The following is a 16,485-nucleotide window of genomic DNA, read 5'->3' as shown; positions in this document are numbered from 1 at the left end:
CCCTCCAGACGTTCGAGCTGGAGGACGGCGCCTGGCCGGGTGTCAGCCGTTCAGCGGGTCGGACTGCGGGGCGATGCGGAAGTACTGCGGGTCGGAGAAGGTCAGCGGGACCTTGCCCAGACTCTTGATCACCGTGCTCGCACCGTTGGCGTGACCAACGGCGTACAGGTAACCGGACTTGGTGTCCCGGTCGATGCCGAGCAGCAGCGTGCCGTTCGCGCCGCACTTGGTGGCGATGAGCTGCTCGAAGCCCTGCCAGGTCGAGGAGCGAACGGTCTTGCCGGACGTCACGGCGTTGTACTTCGTCGGCCAGGTGACCGTGAGCAGAGTGCCTGCCCGGGTGTTGGCGATGAAGGTTTCCGAGGTGTCGGTGCGGTTGATGAGCGTCATCGACTTGACCGTGCTGAGCCCGCCGACACCGCCGGTGGAGCGCCAGCTGGTGCCGTCGGCGACCCAGCGGTTCATGACGCCGTTGGTCAGCTGGCCGTAGAGCGTCGTGCGGGCCGGGGTCCCGGCGTCCGCAGGCCGGTGGATCGACTCCTCGATGAACCGGTAGTTGGCCCAGCCGCCGCCGATCCGGAGGTTGTTGTGCGGGTAGTGCGGGTCGATCTGGCTCTCGCTGTCGACGACGAACGAACTCGAGTACAGGGCGCCGCTCATCACGGTCAGCCCGGACCTCGACTCGCCGCCGGCCCCGAGCGACCGCCCGACGACGGTGCTGATGTGCTGGACCCCGTTCGCCGGGAACACCCCGGCGGTGCCCCGGACACCGCCGACGGTGATCGGCGCCGTGGCGTTGATCATCCTGCTGGTGAAGGCCCCGTTGGCCGTCACCGACCCCAGCCGCAGCGCGCACGCCGCGGTGGTGGCCGTGGTACCAGACTGTGCGGCCGGCTTTGCTTGTGCCGACGACGCCGCGGCCGCGCCGAGCCCCAGTGCGAGCACCGCGGCCGAGGCCAGACTTACGGTCTTGCGAAACATCTGGATCGTCCTCCCCTCAGCGGAGGCGTCCTCGCCTCCGTCGTACCGCATTGGATTCCGGACGCCGCCGAAAAGTTCACAGTCGTGGTGCAGGAAATTTCGGGACCCGGCCGTGACCGAGCACTACGAGCGGATCAGCTCGGACCTATGAGTTGTGACATACGCGACTCGGGAGTGGTTCAGCGGGGCGCGTAAAAGCTGCCGTGTGACCGCGGTACCTGGTAGACACGAGACCTGGTACGGGCGGCGGATGGGAAACGGCTTCGATGGTGATGGCATGGCGGTTCGGCGCCGTCGGCGTTGATGCTGTCATGGCAGTCATCCGTGACCCGGCAGGCTTCGCGGAGTGGATGGTTGCCGTACCGCCCGCACTGCGCGTCGGGCCGAACTGGCCTGATGCCGGGTGTGTGGTGGAGCGCGACACCGGCCGGGAGATCCGCGGCCGCCACATGCACAACCGCCACCTGGTCGTCGCGGTCGTCGACAGTTGGCGACCGGATCACGAGCTGGTGGTCCGTCTGCGTAGTGGGCTTGGTGGTTGGGTCCAGATCGCAGTCAAGGTCCAGCCGCGGCCCGGGGGAGCGCTGATCGAGGTGCGGGCCGAACCGCTGACCGCCAGTGCGCGCGTCCGCTACGTCGGCGCCGGCCGCAACAGCGCCGAACAACGCTGCGCCGAGGTCGCCGAGCGCCTGATCGCCCTGGCAACCACCGACGACCCCGACGACTAGTGCCTCGCCAAGGAACGTTCAGGTCCTAATCCATCACTCGGGGTCCGGCCGGCCGGACTGGTCCCGCGGTCTGTCTCGCCGGTGCTCTACCCAACTTTGAGAAGCCACCGACCACAATTCCGTGCTGGAACTGGGCGGTGGCTTCTCAAAGTTGGGTGGAGACCGAGGCGGAGGAGGGCTGGGGGATTACGTCGTCAACGTTGCTTGACGAGGCACTAGCTGCCAGGGACGAGCACGATGCGGCCGAAGACCTCGCCTTTCTGCATCTTTTGATGGGCGAGGGCGGCGTCGTCCAGTGGCAGCTGTTCGTGCACGACCAGGGGCAACTCTCCTCGCGCCGCGGCGGCGAACTGCTCGGTTCTGACGGTACGGCGTTGTTCGGGCGGGACGGTGTCCGCGCTGAAAGTGGCGAACGACAACGACTTGCGGAAGTTGGTCAGCAGGGACGTGCCGAAATCCGCCGGCGGCATACCGGCGACCATTCCTACCGCGACGAGCCGGCCGTTCGGAGTGAGCTTGTCGACGAAGGACGGCAGCCCGGATCCGCCGACGATGTCGATGATCACGTCGTACGCCGGGGGAGCGCTGCTGTCGCCCGCACCGGACCGGTCCAGAACCTGGGTCGCACCGAGCTTGCGTAAACGTTCTCCGCGCTCGGCCGACGACGTGGTGACGGCCACCGCCGATGCCCCGGCGCTGGCGGCGAGGTGCACCGTGAGGATGCCGATGCTACCCGCGGCGCCTCGCACCAGAACAGACTCGCCCGGCGCGAAACGTGCATGCTGCAAGCCGAAATGAGCCACGACACCTGAGCTGCCCAATGTCACCGAGTCAACCGCGGACAGATCGTGCGGCAGCGGTACGACGTCCGCGACCGGGACCGCCACATGCTCGGCGTACCCACCGCCGAGGCCGGTGAAGGCCCAGACGCGCCGGCCGATCAACGAGCTGTCGTCGCCGGCGGCAACTACCGTGCCGGCCACTTCTGAGCCCGGTATGTGCCCTTCGGTGAATCCCCAACCGGCGATGGCTCCGCTGCGGATCAGCGCGTCGACGCCGCCGACACCGATCGCCTCGACCGCTATCAGCACCTCGCCGGGGCCGGGTGTGGGCTTCGGCACCTCGATGACGTCGAGTCCCTCGGGACCCCCGAATGCCTTGATGGCAACAGCCTTCACAGTTTCGATCTCCTCTCGAGTACTCCGAGATTAAACGGACGCCGGCGTCCACTTGGCTAGAGTGAGAGGAGTGACCAGTCGTTTGCCTCAGAAACTGCGTTCGGACGCGGAGGACAACCGGGACCGCATCCTGGCGTCGGCACGCACGCTCTTCGCAACAGAAGGCCTCACCGTGCCGATGCGGGAGATTGCCCGGCATGCCGGGGTGGGGCCGGCGACGCTGTACCGGCGGTTCCCGACGAAGCAGTCACTGGCGACCGAGGCCTTCGCCGAACAGGTCCGTGCCTGCGAGGCGATCGTCGAGCAGGGCCTGGCCGTCGCGGATCCCTGGCAGGGGTTCTGTCTGGTGATCGAGCGGCTCTTCGAGCTCCATGTCCGCAACCGCGGATTCACCGACGCATTCCTGGCGACGTACCCGGAGGCGGCCGACTTCGCCGAGAGCCGGGAACGCGCGATGCGATCGGTCGCCACGCTGGCCCGGCGGGCCAAGGCGGACGGGCAGCTGCGGCGGGACTTCGAGCTGGCCGACTTCGTCATCATGCTGACCGCTCATCGCGGGTTGCGCGCGTCCACGTCCGCGGGCCGGCTGGCTGCTTCCCGGCGCTTCGCGGCCCTTGCGGTGCGGGCGTTCCAGGCCTGACGTGGCTGAGGCGGTCGTGGGTGAACCCACGACCGCCTCAGTTTGCCGGCGTTCGGATCAGCTCTGGCTGTCCGGGATGTCGTCGTTCTGGCCGTCCAGGTTGTCGAGCTGGCTCTTCGCCTGGTCCACGCCCTGGTCGATCTTGTCGCCGTACTTGCCGCCGGTCTTCTCGTCGACGAAGTCGCCGGCCTTGTCCAGGCCCTCGCCGACCTTGTCGCCGTGACCGTCGACCAGGTCGGACGCCTTGTCCTTCAGGCTTTCCGCGGCGTCCTTGAGGTTGTCGAATACACCCATGATCGTGATCCCCGTTCAGTTCCCGTAGTCGTTCGACTGGGAGTCGTTGTCGTTGCCGGTGGACTGGTAGCCGTCGCTCTGCGAGTCGCCGGAGCCGTAGCCACCATCCTGAGACTCTTCACGCTGACCGTAGTCGTTGCCGCCGCGGGAGTCGTCGCCCGACTCACGCTGACCGTAGTCGTTGCTGTCCTGGCCGCCCTGGTTGTCCTGGCCGTACGAGTCGCCGGATTCCCCTCCGTTGGAATCCGAACCGAAGTCGTTGCCCTGGTCACCAGATCCGGACCCGGTGGTGCCCGACTCGGACTGCTCGCCGTACTGCCGGCTGTTGTTCCGCTCACCGTCGGCGTAGCCGTCGGTGCGCTCGGACGAGCTGTCTTCGTCGTAAGGATTCGTCATGCGCTATCTCCCCGTGAGATATGAGTGATCCGGCCGCATCGCGGCCGTGAGCCGGATGGCACCCGCCCTTTCCTACCGGAAGGTAGGAGTCGGCGCAAGCACTCCACTCCCGTGTTTTGCTTGCGTTCATCAACGATCCTTGACCACCTGGCGCAGCCGGTTGGTGGCCCGGAACTGGAGCTGCTTGATCGCGCCGTCCGTGCGGTCCATCGCGGCAGCGGTCTCGCTGATCGACAGGCCGGCGAAGAAGCGCAGCACCAGGCACTCGCGCTGGTCGTCGGGCAGTCGGGTGAGCGCGTCACGCACCGTCGCCGTACTCACGGACAGCAGCGCGGCCTGCTCCGGCCCGACGGACTCGTCGATCTGCGGGCCGACCTCGTCGGTGACGATCGCCAGCCGGCTCCACCCGGAGCGGTGGTGGTCGATGACGACGTTCCGGGCGATGGTGACGAGCCAGGCCGCGAAGTTGAGCTGTGCCCGCGGCCGGCGGGCGATCGCGCGGAACGCCCGCAGGAACGTCTCGCTGGTCAGATCCTCGGCCGCGCTGCGGGACGAGGTCTTGCTGTAGGTGTACCGGTAGATCGACGGCAGGTACCGATCGTACAGCCGCCCGAAGGCGGCGCCGTCACCCGCTTGCGCGAGCCGGATCAGTTCGTCCTCGTCGAGATCGTCGGTGAATCTGTCGTCGGCGACCCTGTAGGCAGCCGTGTTTGCACCTGCGATGGCCATGCGCTTCCCAAGCCCCGTTCTCAGTCAGCTACGCGGTGAACATCACGAAAAGGTTACCGAAACTAGCGCACCGTGTCACTCCCCTTCCGCCCTGTCACCGAAAACACTTCGAGGTTCGTGGAAGTGTTGGTGGATGACCCGGCTCCGGCCGACCATCGAGTGAGGACTGATTTCCTGCGTGACCAGGAGAAATGGATGGCCATCGAACCGCGCTCCGTGCTGGCACCCGACCTGTCGATGCTGTCGGTGACGCTGCAGGCGTTGCTCGGCGACGGCAAGGGGATACCGAAGCTGCTGCGGCTGCGGTTGCTCGCCGTCATGCACACCCCGGCCGGCCGGGCGGCGCTGCGTCCGATGGTCGCGCCGCCGGGGCAACGCCGGCAGATCCCGTCCGCGGTCGCACCGCTCACCCCGGTGAGCGATCTGTCGATGGAGACCCAGGTCGACGCGCTGCGGTCCAACCACAACGACCAACTGCGGAACAACCTCGTCGAGATCTTCGGCGACCGCATCCCGCCGGTCTGGCGGGCGGCCGCCGAGCAGCCGGCCCGCTGGTCCCGTGCGCTGGGCGACGCACTCGCGGACGTGTGGTCCGGCCCGGGCCGCGACGCTTGGTCCCGGTCCCGTGCTGCCCTCGACAGCGAGCTGCGAAGGCAGGAGAGTCTGGTCGGCCGGGCCGCCACGCACACCTTGCTGAACACGCTCTCGCCGCGGATCCGGTTCGACCGCGGTGCGTTCGTCCTGGACGAACGGGTGAAGGTGCCGGTCGGGAACCGCAAGATCGTCCTGGCGCCGATGATCTCCGCGCCGGACTCGATGGTGGTGGAGAACAGCGACCCGGTCGCGATCGTGGTCGGCTACCCGCTGCCCGGTGCGCTCGCGTCCTGGTCGCCGGCCGGGCTTCCGGTCCGCGAGTCGAGCGACGCACTGGCCACCGTCATCGGCCACGTCCGGGCCGAGATCCTCCGCCGTCTGGTGCTGCCGATGAGCATGAGTCAACTGGCGGCCGAGCTCAACTGCGCGCCGAGCACCGCGACACATCACTGCAATACGCTGGAGTCGGCCGGTCTGGTCGAGCGCATCCGGCAGGGCAAAAGCATCCTGGTACGCCGCACCAGCCGCGGCGCGTCCCTCGTCGACATCTTCACCTGACCACTCCACATAGTTGCTCTCAGCAACCTTCCGTACGACGTGGAGGACCGCGATGGAAGACCTCCGGCTCCGACCGGCGACAGTCGCCGACGACGAGTTCCTGTACGACCTGCACCGCCGGACGCTGGGTGCGGCCATCGAGGCGACGTGGGGCCCCTGGGACGACGACGAACAACGGCGGTACCACCACGACTGGTTCACCAAGACCGTCGGGACCGTCGAGATCGTCCTGGTGGGTGGACAGCCGGCCGGCATGATCCAGGCGGCACTGGAAGACGTCGCCACGTTCTACGTGTCCAGGATCGAGATCGCGCCCGAAGTCCAGGACCGCGGCGTCGGTACGACGTTGCTGCGTCGACTTGCCGATCGTGCGAGGGAGGCCGGCGCGTCCGCTGTCGAGCTCCACGTGCTGCAACTCAATCGTGCCCGTGACCTCTACGAACGCCTCGGCTTCGAGGTGGTTGCGGAGGAACCGCCGAAAGTGCGGATGCGCCTCACCTTGTGATTCAGTGCCCTATGCAATTGACGCTCGCCACGTCGTACGACGCCTCTCCGGAGGAAGTGTTCGCGATGATCACCGACATCACGTTCCAGGAACAGGTGTTCGAGCGGCTGCGGGTGCCGTCGTACGACGTCGTGGTGGGGGATGCCGGTGAGGACCTGGCGGTGCGGTTCCACTGGCAGACGCAGCCGGCCGACGTACCGGTGGTTGCCCGGCGGTTCGTCGGGAACACGTTGGAGCTGGCGCAGGTCAAGGTGTGGCACCGGCCGGATGTCGACGGTGCGCGGGAGGCCGATGTCGACGGTGAGGTGACCGGCGTGCCGGTGAAGGTGACCGGCACCACCCGCATCGTGCCGGCCGGTCGGGGGACTACCCAGGCCTTCGACCTCCACGTCACGGCATCGGTGCCGATGGTTGGCAAGGGCATCGAGCAGGTCGTGGCGGACGCGGTTCGCGTCCGGCTGGAGAAGAAGTTCGAGGTCGCCAGGGCCTGGTTGTCCGGCTCGCTCTGAGGCGTCACGCGAAGGCCGAGTGGCCGGTGATCGAGCGGCCGACGATCAGCGTGTTCATCTCGCGGGTGCCTTCGTAGGAGTAGATGGCCTCGGCGTCGGCGACGTACCGACCGACGTTGTGTTCGAGCAGGATGCCGTTGCCGCCGAGCAGTTCACGGGCGTACCCGACGGTCTCGCGCATGCGCATGGTGCAGAACATCTTCGCGAGTGACGCGTGCTCGTCGTAGGCAGCGCCGGCGTCCTGGAGTTGGGAGAGCCGGGCGCAGAGTGTGGCGGACGCGGTGGTGTTGGCGAGCATCCGGACGAGCAGATCCTGCACCAGCTGGAACGCCGCGATCGGCTTGCCGAACTGCTCGCGCTGCTGGGCGTACGCGAGGGCGTGCCGGTAGGCGCCGCGGGCACAGCCGACCGACATCCAGGCGACGCCTGCCCGCGTCATCAGCAGCACCTTCGCCGTGTCGCGGAACGAGTTCGCGCCGGCCAGGCGGTTCGTTTCGGGGACGCGGACGTCGTCCAGCGTGATCAGCGCGTTCTGGACCACGCGCAACGCCATCTTGTCCTCGAGCTTGGAGATGGTGAACCCGGGGGTGTCCTTCTCGACCACGAAGCCTTTGACCTGTCCGTCGGCCACGTCCCGGGCCCAGATGATGATGAGATCGGCGAAGGTCGCGTTGCCGATCCACTTCTTCTGACCGTTCAGCACCCAGGTGTCACCGTCACGCCGGGCCGTGGTCTGCAGACCGCGGGAGGCGCCGGAGCCGACATCCGGTTCGGTCAGCCCGAAGGCACCGATCTTCTCCAGCCGTGCCATTGCCGGCAGCCAGCGTTGTTTCTGTTCCTCGGACCCGCACAGGTAGATCGAGCCCATCGAGAGTCCGCTGTGGACACCGAAGAAGGTCGCGATCGACGGGTCCGCCGTACTCAGCTCCATCGAGATCAGGCCGTCGAGCAGGAAGCTCCGGCCGGGGCAGCCGTAGCCCGCGTACGGCGTACCGACGATGCCCAGGTCCCGTAAGGCGGGGACGAGCTCGAACGGGAACGTCGCGCGGGTCCAGTGCTCGTTGATGATCGGCGCGACCTGCTTGTCGCCGAACTCGCGAACCGCGTGCAGCAGAGAGCGCTCCTCGTCGTTCAGCAGCAGTTCGAGGCCGTAGAAGTCGATCGGGTCGGTGGTCATGGCGTCCTCCGCAAGAAGTTGGTGATGACGGGCACCAGGGTCGGTGCCTCGGTGACGAGCTCGACGTGCCCGCCGGGGTAGACGTACAGCTCGGCGTGCGGGATCAGGCGGGCCAGGATGCGCCCGTTGACGACCGGGACGATCGGATCGTCGTCGCCGGTGAGTACGAGCGTCGGCTGCCGGATCAGCCCGAGGAACGGCAGGCTGGTCCAGCAGGCGCCGGCGAGCAGCTGGTACATGTAGCCGCGCATCGATCCGGCGCTCACCTGGTTCTTGAAGACCGCGAGGATGTCGCCCGCGTGTTTGCGGGCCGTGCCGCCATACAGGAGTCCGGCCAGGCCCGCGGCGTACCCAGGGTCGCGGAAGCGCCGTGGCGTGATCATGCGCAGCAGCGTGGTCGGCTTGCCCGGCACCATCAGGACTCCAGTGCCCGTGCTGACCAGCACGAGCCGACGGACCCGCCGCCGGTGCTGGACCGCGAGTTGCTGGGCGAGCGCTCCACCCCACGACAGTCCGAGGACGTCCACCTGGTCGTACCCGAGCTGGGTCAGCATCCGGTCGACCATCCAGGCCATCCGGGGGATGCCGTCCGGGAGCAGACCGCTCGGCGAGCCGCCGACACCGGGTACGTCGAACCGGATCACCGTGCGATCCAGTACGTCGACGACGGGCTGCAGGACCTCGAAGCCGGCCCCGATGCCGCAGCACATCAGCAGCGGGGTTCGGCTGGGGTCACCAGGAGTCACGTCGTACCGGATCCGGCGGCCGCCGGCGGTCAGGGTCTCCACGTCAGTTCTCCCGGACGTAGCTGCCAGGGGCGTCTTCGAGTGGTGTCAGTCCGCCGCCGCCCAGGGTCTTCGGCGCTGCCTTCGTGCGCCCGCTCCGCTGACCGAGCCAGGCGATGTAGTCCGGCCACCAGGACCCCTGCCGGGTCGTTGCCGTGCGCAACCACTCGTCCGGGTCCTGCGGGTTGGCGTCGTTCACCTGGTACGTCGCCTTCGGGTTGCCGGGCGGATTGACCATCGACGCGATATGGCCGGCCGTCGACAGGACGAACCTGCTCTCGCTGCCGAGCAGCTGCGTACTGCGGTAGCACGACTGCCACGGGCAGATGTGATCGGAGATCCCGGCAACGATGTACGACGGTGTGGTGACCTTGCCGAGGTCGACGGCCGAGCCGAGCATCGTCGCCGCGCCCGGTTCCGTGAGCGCGTTCGACATCGCCAGCTCGACGAACCCACGGTGCAGCGCGGCGGTCATCCGGGTCGTGTCGGCGTTCCAGAACAGCACGTCGAACGCGGCCGGCGCCCGGCCCTGCAGGTAGTTGTTGACCCAGTAGCTCCAGATCAGATCGGTCGGACGCAGCCAGGCGAACACCTCGGCCAGCGCCCGTCCGTCCAGGAACCCCTTGGACGCCGACGATGCGATCGCGGCTGCGGCCATCCGCTCGTCCAGTGCGGCCGACGCGAGTCCGGCCCGGCTCTGGTCGAGGACCGAGACCGCCAACGTGAAGCCGGCGACCCGATCCAGCTCACCGCTGTCGGCGAGGTGCCCGAGCAGCATCGACGCGAGGATCCCGCCCGAGCAGGTCGCGAACAGGTGCGTGGTGTCGGTCCGGGTGATCCGCCGTACGGCGTCCATCGCGGCCAGGATCGCCGCGCCGTAGGTGTCGATGTCCCAGTCGCGGTGCCGGGCGTCCGGGTTCCGCCACGAGATCGTGAAGACCTGCTGGCCCTGCTGGACGAAGTACTCGACCATGCTGCGGCCCGGTGCGAGATCGACGACGTAGTACTTGTTGATCACCGGCGGGACGATCAGCAACGGGACGGTGCGGACCTTCTCGGTCTGCGGCGTGTACTGGATCAGCTCGAAGATTTCGTTGCGGAAGACAACGGCTCCGGCGGTGGCCGCGACCGTCGTGCCGACCTCGAAGGCGGTCGGTTCGACCATGCTCGGCACCCGCGGCGCGGTCGACAGGTCGCGGACGAGGTTGCGGGCGCCGGCCAGCGAGCTGAGGCCGGCGGTGTCGATCAACGCCTTCCAGGCCGACGGGTTCAGCACGGGGTTGTTGCTTGGGGCAAGCGCCTCGACGACGTTGTCGACGACGAAGGTCATCCGTTGCCGATCGCGCCAGCCCAGCTCGGCGTCCGCAGGCAACGCTCCGGCGGCGTCGGCCGCGGCCAGGTAGCTCTGCACGATGCGGCGCAGGATCGGGTTCCGCGTCCACGCGGGGTCGCTGAACCGGCGGTCGCGGCGGGACGGCGTACGGTCGGACTGGCCGATCGCGATCCGTCCCAGCTCCCCGGCCAGGCCGGTGGCCCGGTGGCCGAGGGTCCGTGGCCGGGCGGCCAGTCCGGTCGCCATCCGGGCCCAGGCCGCGTTCGGGACGAACCGGCGCAACGGGCCGACGGCGGCGCTGGTGAGCAGCAGGTCGAGCGGGGCGGCGAGGTCATCAGCCGGCGTGCTCATCGCAGTACTCCTTCGGGTACGACGACCGCGCGGCGCTGGATCTTGCCGGTCGGGCCCTTCGGCAGATCGTCGACGATCCAGACGGCCCGCGGGTACTTGTACGCCGCGATCCGGCTCTTGACGAAGTCGCGCAGTTCCTCCGGGGTCGCCGTCGTACCGTCCTTGAGCGCGACGGCGGCGCCGATCTCCTCGCCGAGGGACGCGTGCGGGATGCCGATCACGGCCGCCTCGGCGACGGCCGGGTGCTCGTACAGCACCTCCTCGACCTCGCGCGGGTAGACGTTGTAGCCGCCGCGGATCAGCAGGTCCTTCTTCCGGTCGACGATGAAGAAGTAGCCGTCCTCGTCCTGCCGGGCCATGTCGCCGGTGCTGAGCCAGCCGTCGGCGTCGATGGTCGCGGTGGTCTCGTCGGGCTTACGCCAGTACGACTTCATCACGTTGTGGCCGCCGATCTGGATCTCGCCGATCTCACCAGGCTGCACGGGCTCGCGGTTCTCGTCGACGACCCGCATCCGCACACCTTCGATCGGCGTACCGATCGAGCCCGGCTTGCGGACCGCGTCGGGGTGGTTGAACGACGCGACCGGCGAGGTCTCGGACAGGCCGTAGCCCTCGAGGATGATGCAGCCGAACGCATGCTCGAACCCGCGCAGCACCTCGACCGGAAGGGCGGCTCCACCCGACACGCAGGTCCGGAGCGTGGTGACGTCGTAGCCGTCCCGATCGGGTACGCCGAGCATCGCGGCGTACATGGTCGGCACACCCTCGAAGACGGTGACCCGGTCGCGCTGGATGACCTCCAGGGCCTTGGCGGGGGAGAAGCGCGGGATCAGGGTCAGGGTCGCGCCGTTGGCGATCGCGGTGTTCAGGCCGCAGGTCAGTCCGAACACGTGGAACAGCGGCAGGCAGCCCATCACCACGTCGTCCGGTCCGATCCCGAACAGCGTCCGCGCACTCACGGCCTGGTTTGTGTTCAGACCGGCATGGGTCAGTTCGGCACCCTTCGGACGGCCGGTGGTTCCGGAGGTGTACAGGATCACGGCCGTGTCGTCGCTGTCCCGGCTGACGAGCTCCGTTGCCGGCTCGCGGTCGGCGACGAGCGCACGGAACTCCTGCGGTACGACCGCGACCAGCTGCGCGCCGGCGGCCTTGGCGCCGGCCTCGGCTTCGGCCGCGACCTCGTGCCAGCCGAACAGCACGCGCGCCCCGGAGTCGCCGAGGTAGTACTCGACCTCACGCCGCTTCAGCAGCGGATTCATCGGTACGGCGATCCCGCCGGCCCGCAGTACGCCGTAGAAGACGATCGCGAACTCGGGAATGTTCGGCAGCATCAGGCCGACCCGGTCGCCGGGCCGGACGCCGTACTCCTGGAGCAGGGTGACGACGCGTGCGGCGGCGTCGTCGAGGTCGGTGTAGCGGAGGACGTCGTCGTCCAGCCGGATGGCGGGGTGGTCCGGGTACATGGCCGCGGACTCGGACAGGTTCAGGCTGAGGTTCGTCATTGCTCGCTCCGGGGTGGATGGTTCGCGCTGTGGTTCCACCATCCGGCCCGGCGGCGCCGGGAGCGATGGGGCGGCGGCCAACGTCACCGCGCTGCGAATGTGGCCGCGAACAACGGGGGCACGCTTATGCTCCGAAGATGACCGCGCGCACCGACGGACCGGAGATCGAGGACCTGATCGACCGGCTGCGGGCACGCGCCGCCGAGTTGATCGAGGCGATGGCGTCCCGGATCGAGACCGAGGTCGAGTTCTACCGCACCGGCGGGCTGGTTCCGCCGGACGCGTTGCGCGCGTCGTGCGGGGCGAACTTCGAGTTCATGATCGAGTCGCTGGTCGGGGACGGCTCCGACCCGGTGTCGGCGCGCGAGACCGGTCGTCTGCGGGCTGAGCAGGGCGCTCCGCTGGCGGACGTGATGGCGGCGTACCGGGTGGGGACCCGCTACCTGTGGGACGTGGTGCTCGCCGAGGCGGCGGCGGCGCGGATCACCGATCAGGTCCTGGTGGTGGCGTCGAGCCGGTTGTGGCAGATGCAGTCGTCGTACACCGACGCGATGACGGACGCGTACCGCGACATCCAGTCGCGCCGGCTGCTCGAGCAGGATCAGCAGCGCTCCGCGCTGGTCGAGGCATTACTCGAAGGCCGGATGCCTGGCGGTGGGACGGTGTGGGAGGCTGCGGAGTTGCTGCGGCTGCCTTTCAAGGGACCGTTCGTGGTCGTGGCCGCGGAGGTGCCCGAGGTCGGTCGGCAGGCGTTGCCCGGGGCGGAGGAGCGGTTGCGATCGACGGGACTGGCGTCGGCCTGGCGGCTGCTGCCCGAGCTGCAGATCGGCGTCGTGTGCGTGCCGCCGGGGCGTCTCGCCGTACTCGCGGACTTCCTGCGCAAGTCGGCCACCGGCCGGGTCGGCGTGAGCCCGCCGTACGACGAACTGGACGCGACCGGGCAGGCCGTACGGTTCGCCCGCGTCGCGCTGGCGGGGTCGACGGCGGCCTCGGCGGTGACGTTGTTCGAGGACTCGCCGCTGACGATAGCGGCGGTCGCGGCCCCGGATGTCATGCAGTACTTCGTCCGCAACGTGCTCGGCGGGCTCGACGATCTCCCGTCCGACGATCGCGAGGTTCTGCTCGAGACGCTGGCCGCCTGGTCGACCCACAACGGCTCGGCCACCGAGACCGGCGAATTCCTCTACTGCCACCCGAACACGGTCCGGCACCGCCTGCACCGCATCGAGGAACGCACCGGCCGTTCGCTCAACGACCCGCGCTCAGTGGCCGAACTCCTTCTCGCCCTCGAGGCCGCCCGCACCGCCCTCTGACTTCCAGTTCCAGCTGGCGATGGCGGTGCGCATCAGTTGGGCGGCGGTAGCCGGGCGATTGCCGGCGCTCCAGAGCAACGACAGTGTGCGTCGGCAGTCGGGGTGGTCGACGGCGATCCACGCGACCGGGTAACCGGGGGCCGAGCGGCGGGCGATGTCGGGGTTGAAGCCGATGCCGAGGCCGGCGCGGATCAGCTCCTGGATGGCTCCGGCCTCGTCGCTCTCACAGACGATCCTCGGCGTCAGGCCGTGCTCGGCGAAGAGCCGATCGAGGAGACGTCGTTGCCAATGGCCCCTTCGGGAGGTGACGAACGGCTCGTCGGCCAGGTCCTCGATGCGCACCGAGGTCCGGTCCGCCAGCCGATGGTCCAGTGGTGTGACCACATGGACGGCTTCGTCCAGCAGGACAACGGATTCCAGGCCGGCGCTCGGCACCGGCTGGGAGGCGACGCACAGGTCGATGTCCTGGGCCCGCAGCCGGCGGGCCATGTCCTCGGCCGGCAGCTGCCGCAGCTCGATCTCGATGGTGGGATGGTCGCGTTTGAAGCCGGCCAGCGGTTCGGTGAGGGCGAGGAAGTTCTCAGCGGCCAGCCGCACGGTGCCCGATCCCTGCTCGGTCGCCTCCGCGACGGCTCGTCGACCGGCGTCGAGCTCGCCGAGTGCGCGTTCGGCGTACCCGCGGAAGAGGACGCCGGCCGGGTTCAGTCGCAGGCGGGCGGCGCGGTCGAACAACGGCGTACCGAGCTCGTGCTCGAGACGGGCGATGGTGCGGCTCAACGACGGCTGGGCGATGCGGAGCTCGTCGGCCGCGCGGCTGAGGTGCTCCAGCCGGGCGACCACGACGAACTGCCGGAGCATGGTCAGATCCATCATGCCTCTTCGATCATAACGAGATAGCGATATTGGTCTTGGACGCTCATAACTCTCGAATCATAGTGTCGCAGCTGATCGAGAACGTGAGTGAGGAGGTGCCCGATGGTCAGCGGATGGGTGCTGCGGGGCGTGGTCAGCGCGCACCTGGTGGCGATCTTCGGCCAGCCGGTGTTCGCCGGCGTCTACCTGAGTGGTGACTTCGACGGACTGCGACTGCATGCGGCCGGTGCGGATGTCGCGACGTCGGTCGGCTATCTGCAGGTGATCGCGGCGGTCGTCGTCTGGGTGCGGCTGCGTCAGGTCTGGCCGTTCGTCGCTTCGCTCGCGGTGGTCGCGGGCGAGACCGTGCAGTACTTCGCCGGGATGGACGGCGCTCTGTGGCTGCACATTCCGTTGGGGGTGTTGACGGTGGCCGCGGTGGTGGTGTTGTTCATCGCCATCTGGCGACAGCCGCTGGTACGTCGGGAGGCCGGGCATGCGTGAGTTGAGCCGGCGCCAGGTGCTGGGCATCGGGGGAGCGCTCGGCGTGGTCGCAGCCGGCGGTTTGTCGACCGCGGGCGCGTTGTCGCGCCGCCCGGCGCTGACCGGGGCCGAGTTGCGCAGCGCCGTACCGTTGCCGCCGGCCTACCAGGTGCCGTTGCCGATTCCGCCTGTACTGGCGCCGGTCAGCACCGCGGACGGCTTCGATCGGTACGAGGTCGTCCAGCGGGAGGTGACGGCGGAGATCCTGCCCGGTGTGCGGACCGGGTTGTGGACGTACGGCGGGACGTTTCCGGGGCCGACGATCGAGTCGCGGCGGGGCCGCTCGATCACGGTTGCCCACCGCAACGAGTTGCCGGTGCCGACCGTCGTGCACCTGCACGGCGGCCGGACGCCCGCTGCGTTCGACGGGTATCCGACCGACCTCGTCCTTCCCGCGGGCTGGCCCGAGGATCACCACATGCACGATCCGCAGGCGATGACGACAGAGGTGACGCGGGAGTACACGTTCCCGCTCGACCAGCGGCCGACGTTGCTCTGGTACCACGATCACCGGATGGACTTCACCGCGCCGGCGATCTGGCGCGGACTCGCCGGCCTGCATGTCGTCCGCGACGACGCGGAGGAGTCGCTCGGACTCCCGGCCGGTCCGCGCGAGCTGCCGCTGATGATCACGGACCGCGCGTTCGCCGCCGACGGATCATTCGCGTACCCGGCGCTCGACCCGACGTTGCGCAAGCAGCCGGGCGTCCGCGAACCGTACGTCGCCGGCGTCCTCGGAGACGTGATCCTGGTGAACGGAGCCCCGTGGCCGGTGCACGAGGTCGACGCGGCGCGGTACCGGCTTCGCATCCTGAATGCGTCGAACGCCAGGCACTACGACCTCGAAGCTGTGCTCGACGACGGACGCCGCCTCGACCTCGTCCAGATCGGCGCCGACCAGGGCCTGCTCCACACCCCGGTCACCCATCGGAACCTGCCGATCGCACCGGCCGAGCGGTACGACGTGATCGTCGACTTCGCCCGTGTCCCGGTGGGGAGCCGGGTGCGGGTCGTGAATCGGCTGGGGTCCGGGCGGACACGGGACGTGCTGGCGTTCCACGTCGTACGGAAGGCGGCTGACGGCAGCCGGATTCCCGGCGTACTGTCGTCGGACCTGCCGCAGTGGCAGCGGTCCGAGGCTGTGCGGGTGCGGGACTTCTCGTTCCGGGCGGGGCAGATGGGCGACGGGCACGGCTGGCTGATCGGCGGCAAGCCGTTCGCCCCGGAGCGTACCGATGTCACCACGCGGCTCGGGGACGTGGAGATCTGGCGGCTGGTGGCCGACGTACACCATCCCGTCCACCTGCATCTGGTCGGTTTCCGGGTGCTGTCGCGGGGCGGCCGCCCGCCGCTGCCGCAGGACGCGGGTCTCAAGGACACCGTGTCGCTGCGGCCCGGCGAGTCGGCCGAGATCATCACCCGCTTCGACGGCTACCGCGGGCGGTACCTGTTCCACTGCCACAACGCCGAGCACGAGGACATGGGCATGATGGCCAACCTCGAAATCACTTGAGCAG

At 68.8% G+C, this 16,485-nt stretch carries 18 protein-coding genes; 8 read left to right on the top strand and 10 right to left on the bottom strand.

Annotation, left to right across the window (positions count from 1 at the left end; genetic code table 11):
* Positions 1 to 42: 42 nt before the first annotated feature.
* Positions 43 to 981 (bottom strand): hypothetical protein, encoded by a 939-nt coding sequence (locus tag OHA18_RS38585; protein ID WP_329000337.1) that lies wholly within the window; start codon positions 979 to 981, stop codon positions 43 to 45.
* A 311-nt stretch (positions 982 to 1,292) separates the two neighbouring features.
* Between OHA18_RS38585 and OHA18_RS38580 the strand changes: the two genes are divergently transcribed.
* Complete coding sequence (locus OHA18_RS38580) at positions 1,293 to 1,709, top strand: hypothetical protein (protein WP_329000336.1); 417 nt, start codon at positions 1,293 to 1,295, stop codon at positions 1,707 to 1,709.
* Between the two features lie 215 nt (positions 1,710 to 1,924).
* On the opposite strand, the gene OHA18_RS38575 is transcribed toward OHA18_RS38580, so the two are convergent.
* Complete coding sequence (locus OHA18_RS38575) at positions 1,925 to 2,887, bottom strand: zinc-binding dehydrogenase (RefSeq protein ID WP_329000335.1); 963 nt, start codon at positions 2,885 to 2,887, stop codon at positions 1,925 to 1,927.
* A gap of 70 nt (positions 2,888 to 2,957) precedes the next feature.
* On the opposite strand from OHA18_RS38575, the gene OHA18_RS38570 reads away from it, so the two are divergent.
* The gene (locus OHA18_RS38570) at positions 2,958 to 3,527 is read left to right on the top strand and encodes a TetR/AcrR family transcriptional regulator (protein WP_329000334.1); all 570 of its coding nucleotides are present in this window, start codon (positions 2,958 to 2,960) and stop codon (positions 3,525 to 3,527) included.
* Between the two features lie 57 nt (positions 3,528 to 3,584).
* On the opposite strand, the gene OHA18_RS38565 is transcribed toward OHA18_RS38570, so the two are convergent.
* From OHA18_RS38565 to OHA18_RS38555, 3 genes are all read right to left on the bottom strand, one after another.
* On the bottom strand, positions 3,585 to 3,821 hold the full coding sequence (locus OHA18_RS38565; RefSeq protein ID WP_329000333.1) for an antitoxin: 237 nt from the start codon (positions 3,819 to 3,821) through the stop codon (positions 3,585 to 3,587).
* Positions 3,822 to 3,836: 15 nt separating this feature from the next.
* Positions 3,837 to 4,217, bottom strand: coding sequence for a hypothetical protein (locus OHA18_RS38560; RefSeq protein WP_329000332.1), 381 nt, complete (start codon positions 4,215 to 4,217; stop codon positions 3,837 to 3,839).
* Between the two features lie 129 nt (positions 4,218 to 4,346).
* Entirely contained in the window at positions 4,347 to 4,946 is a 600-nt protein-coding gene (locus tag OHA18_RS38555) for a sigma-70 family RNA polymerase sigma factor (protein ID WP_329000331.1), read from the bottom strand.
* A 195-nt stretch (positions 4,947 to 5,141) separates the two neighbouring features.
* Between OHA18_RS38555 and OHA18_RS38550 the strand changes: the two genes are divergently transcribed.
* From OHA18_RS38550 to OHA18_RS38540, 3 genes are read left to right on the top strand one after another with little or no spacing between them, the layout of a single operon-like run.
* Positions 5,142 to 6,098, top strand: a complete 957-nt coding sequence (locus OHA18_RS38550; protein WP_329000330.1) for an ArsR/SmtB family transcription factor — start codon at positions 5,142 to 5,144, stop codon at positions 6,096 to 6,098.
* A gap of 52 nt (positions 6,099 to 6,150) precedes the next feature.
* Positions 6,151 to 6,603: a GNAT family N-acetyltransferase gene (locus OHA18_RS38545; RefSeq protein ID WP_329000329.1), complete on the top strand. Its 453-nt coding sequence runs from the start codon at positions 6,151 to 6,153 to the stop codon at positions 6,601 to 6,603.
* Positions 6,604 to 6,614: 11 nt separating this feature from the next.
* Complete coding sequence (locus OHA18_RS38540; RefSeq protein WP_329000328.1) at positions 6,615 to 7,112, top strand: DUF2505 domain-containing protein; 498 nt, start codon at positions 6,615 to 6,617, stop codon at positions 7,110 to 7,112.
* Positions 7,113 to 7,116: 4 nt separating this feature from the next.
* On the opposite strand, the gene OHA18_RS38535 is transcribed toward OHA18_RS38540, so the two are convergent.
* Genes OHA18_RS38535 through OHA18_RS38520 form a run of 4 tightly spaced genes read right to left on the bottom strand, consistent with a single transcriptional unit; the run spans position 7,117 to position 12,260 of the window.
* Positions 7,117 to 8,289 carry an acyl-CoA dehydrogenase family protein gene (locus OHA18_RS38535; RefSeq protein WP_329000327.1) on the bottom strand — a complete coding sequence of 391 codons (1,173 nt, stop codon included), beginning with the start codon at positions 8,287 to 8,289 and terminating at the stop codon, positions 7,117 to 7,119.
* Positions 8,286 to 9,077, bottom strand: a complete 792-nt coding sequence (locus OHA18_RS38530; protein ID WP_329000326.1) for an alpha/beta fold hydrolase — start codon at positions 9,075 to 9,077, stop codon at positions 8,286 to 8,288. Before OHA18_RS38530 ends, OHA18_RS38535 begins: the two co-directional genes overlap by 4 nt.
* 1 nt (position 9,078) lies before the next feature.
* Positions 9,079 to 10,758, bottom strand: coding sequence for a PHA/PHB synthase family protein (locus OHA18_RS38525; RefSeq protein ID WP_329000325.1), 1,680 nt, complete (start codon positions 10,756 to 10,758; stop codon positions 9,079 to 9,081).
* A complete protein-coding gene (locus tag OHA18_RS38520) occupies positions 10,755 to 12,260 on the bottom strand; it encodes a long-chain-fatty-acid--CoA ligase (protein WP_329000324.1) in 1,506 nt (501 codons plus the stop codon). The genes OHA18_RS38525 and OHA18_RS38520 overlap by 4 nt, the downstream gene beginning before the upstream one ends.
* 137 nt (positions 12,261 to 12,397) lie before the next feature.
* On the opposite strand from OHA18_RS38520, the gene OHA18_RS38515 reads away from it, so the two are divergent.
* Positions 12,398 to 13,573: a PucR family transcriptional regulator gene (locus OHA18_RS38515; RefSeq protein WP_329000323.1), complete on the top strand. Its 1,176-nt coding sequence runs from the start codon at positions 12,398 to 12,400 to the stop codon at positions 13,571 to 13,573.
* On the opposite strand, the gene OHA18_RS38510 is transcribed toward OHA18_RS38515, so the two are convergent.
* Positions 13,523 to 14,446 (bottom strand): LysR family transcriptional regulator, encoded by a 924-nt coding sequence (locus OHA18_RS38510; RefSeq protein ID WP_329000322.1) that lies wholly within the window; start codon positions 14,444 to 14,446, stop codon positions 13,523 to 13,525. The genes OHA18_RS38515 and OHA18_RS38510 overlap by 51 nt on opposite strands.
* Before the next feature lie 102 nt (positions 14,447 to 14,548).
* On the opposite strand from OHA18_RS38510, the gene OHA18_RS38505 reads away from it, so the two are divergent.
* Complete coding sequence (locus OHA18_RS38505; protein WP_329000321.1) at positions 14,549 to 14,929, top strand: hypothetical protein; 381 nt, start codon at positions 14,549 to 14,551, stop codon at positions 14,927 to 14,929.
* On the top strand, positions 14,922 to 16,481 hold the full coding sequence (locus tag OHA18_RS38500; RefSeq protein WP_329000320.1) for a multicopper oxidase family protein: 1,560 nt from the start codon (positions 14,922 to 14,924) through the stop codon (positions 16,479 to 16,481). Before OHA18_RS38505 ends, OHA18_RS38500 begins: the two co-directional genes overlap by 8 nt.
* Positions 16,482 to 16,485: the final 4 nt, after the last annotated feature.

It is taken from the genome of Kribbella sp. NBC_00709 (genome assembly GCF_036226565.1).
Classification (GTDB): Bacteria; Actinomycetota; Actinomycetes; order Propionibacteriales; family Kribbellaceae; genus Kribbella.
This window is presented reverse-complemented; position numbering and strand designations above follow the sequence as displayed.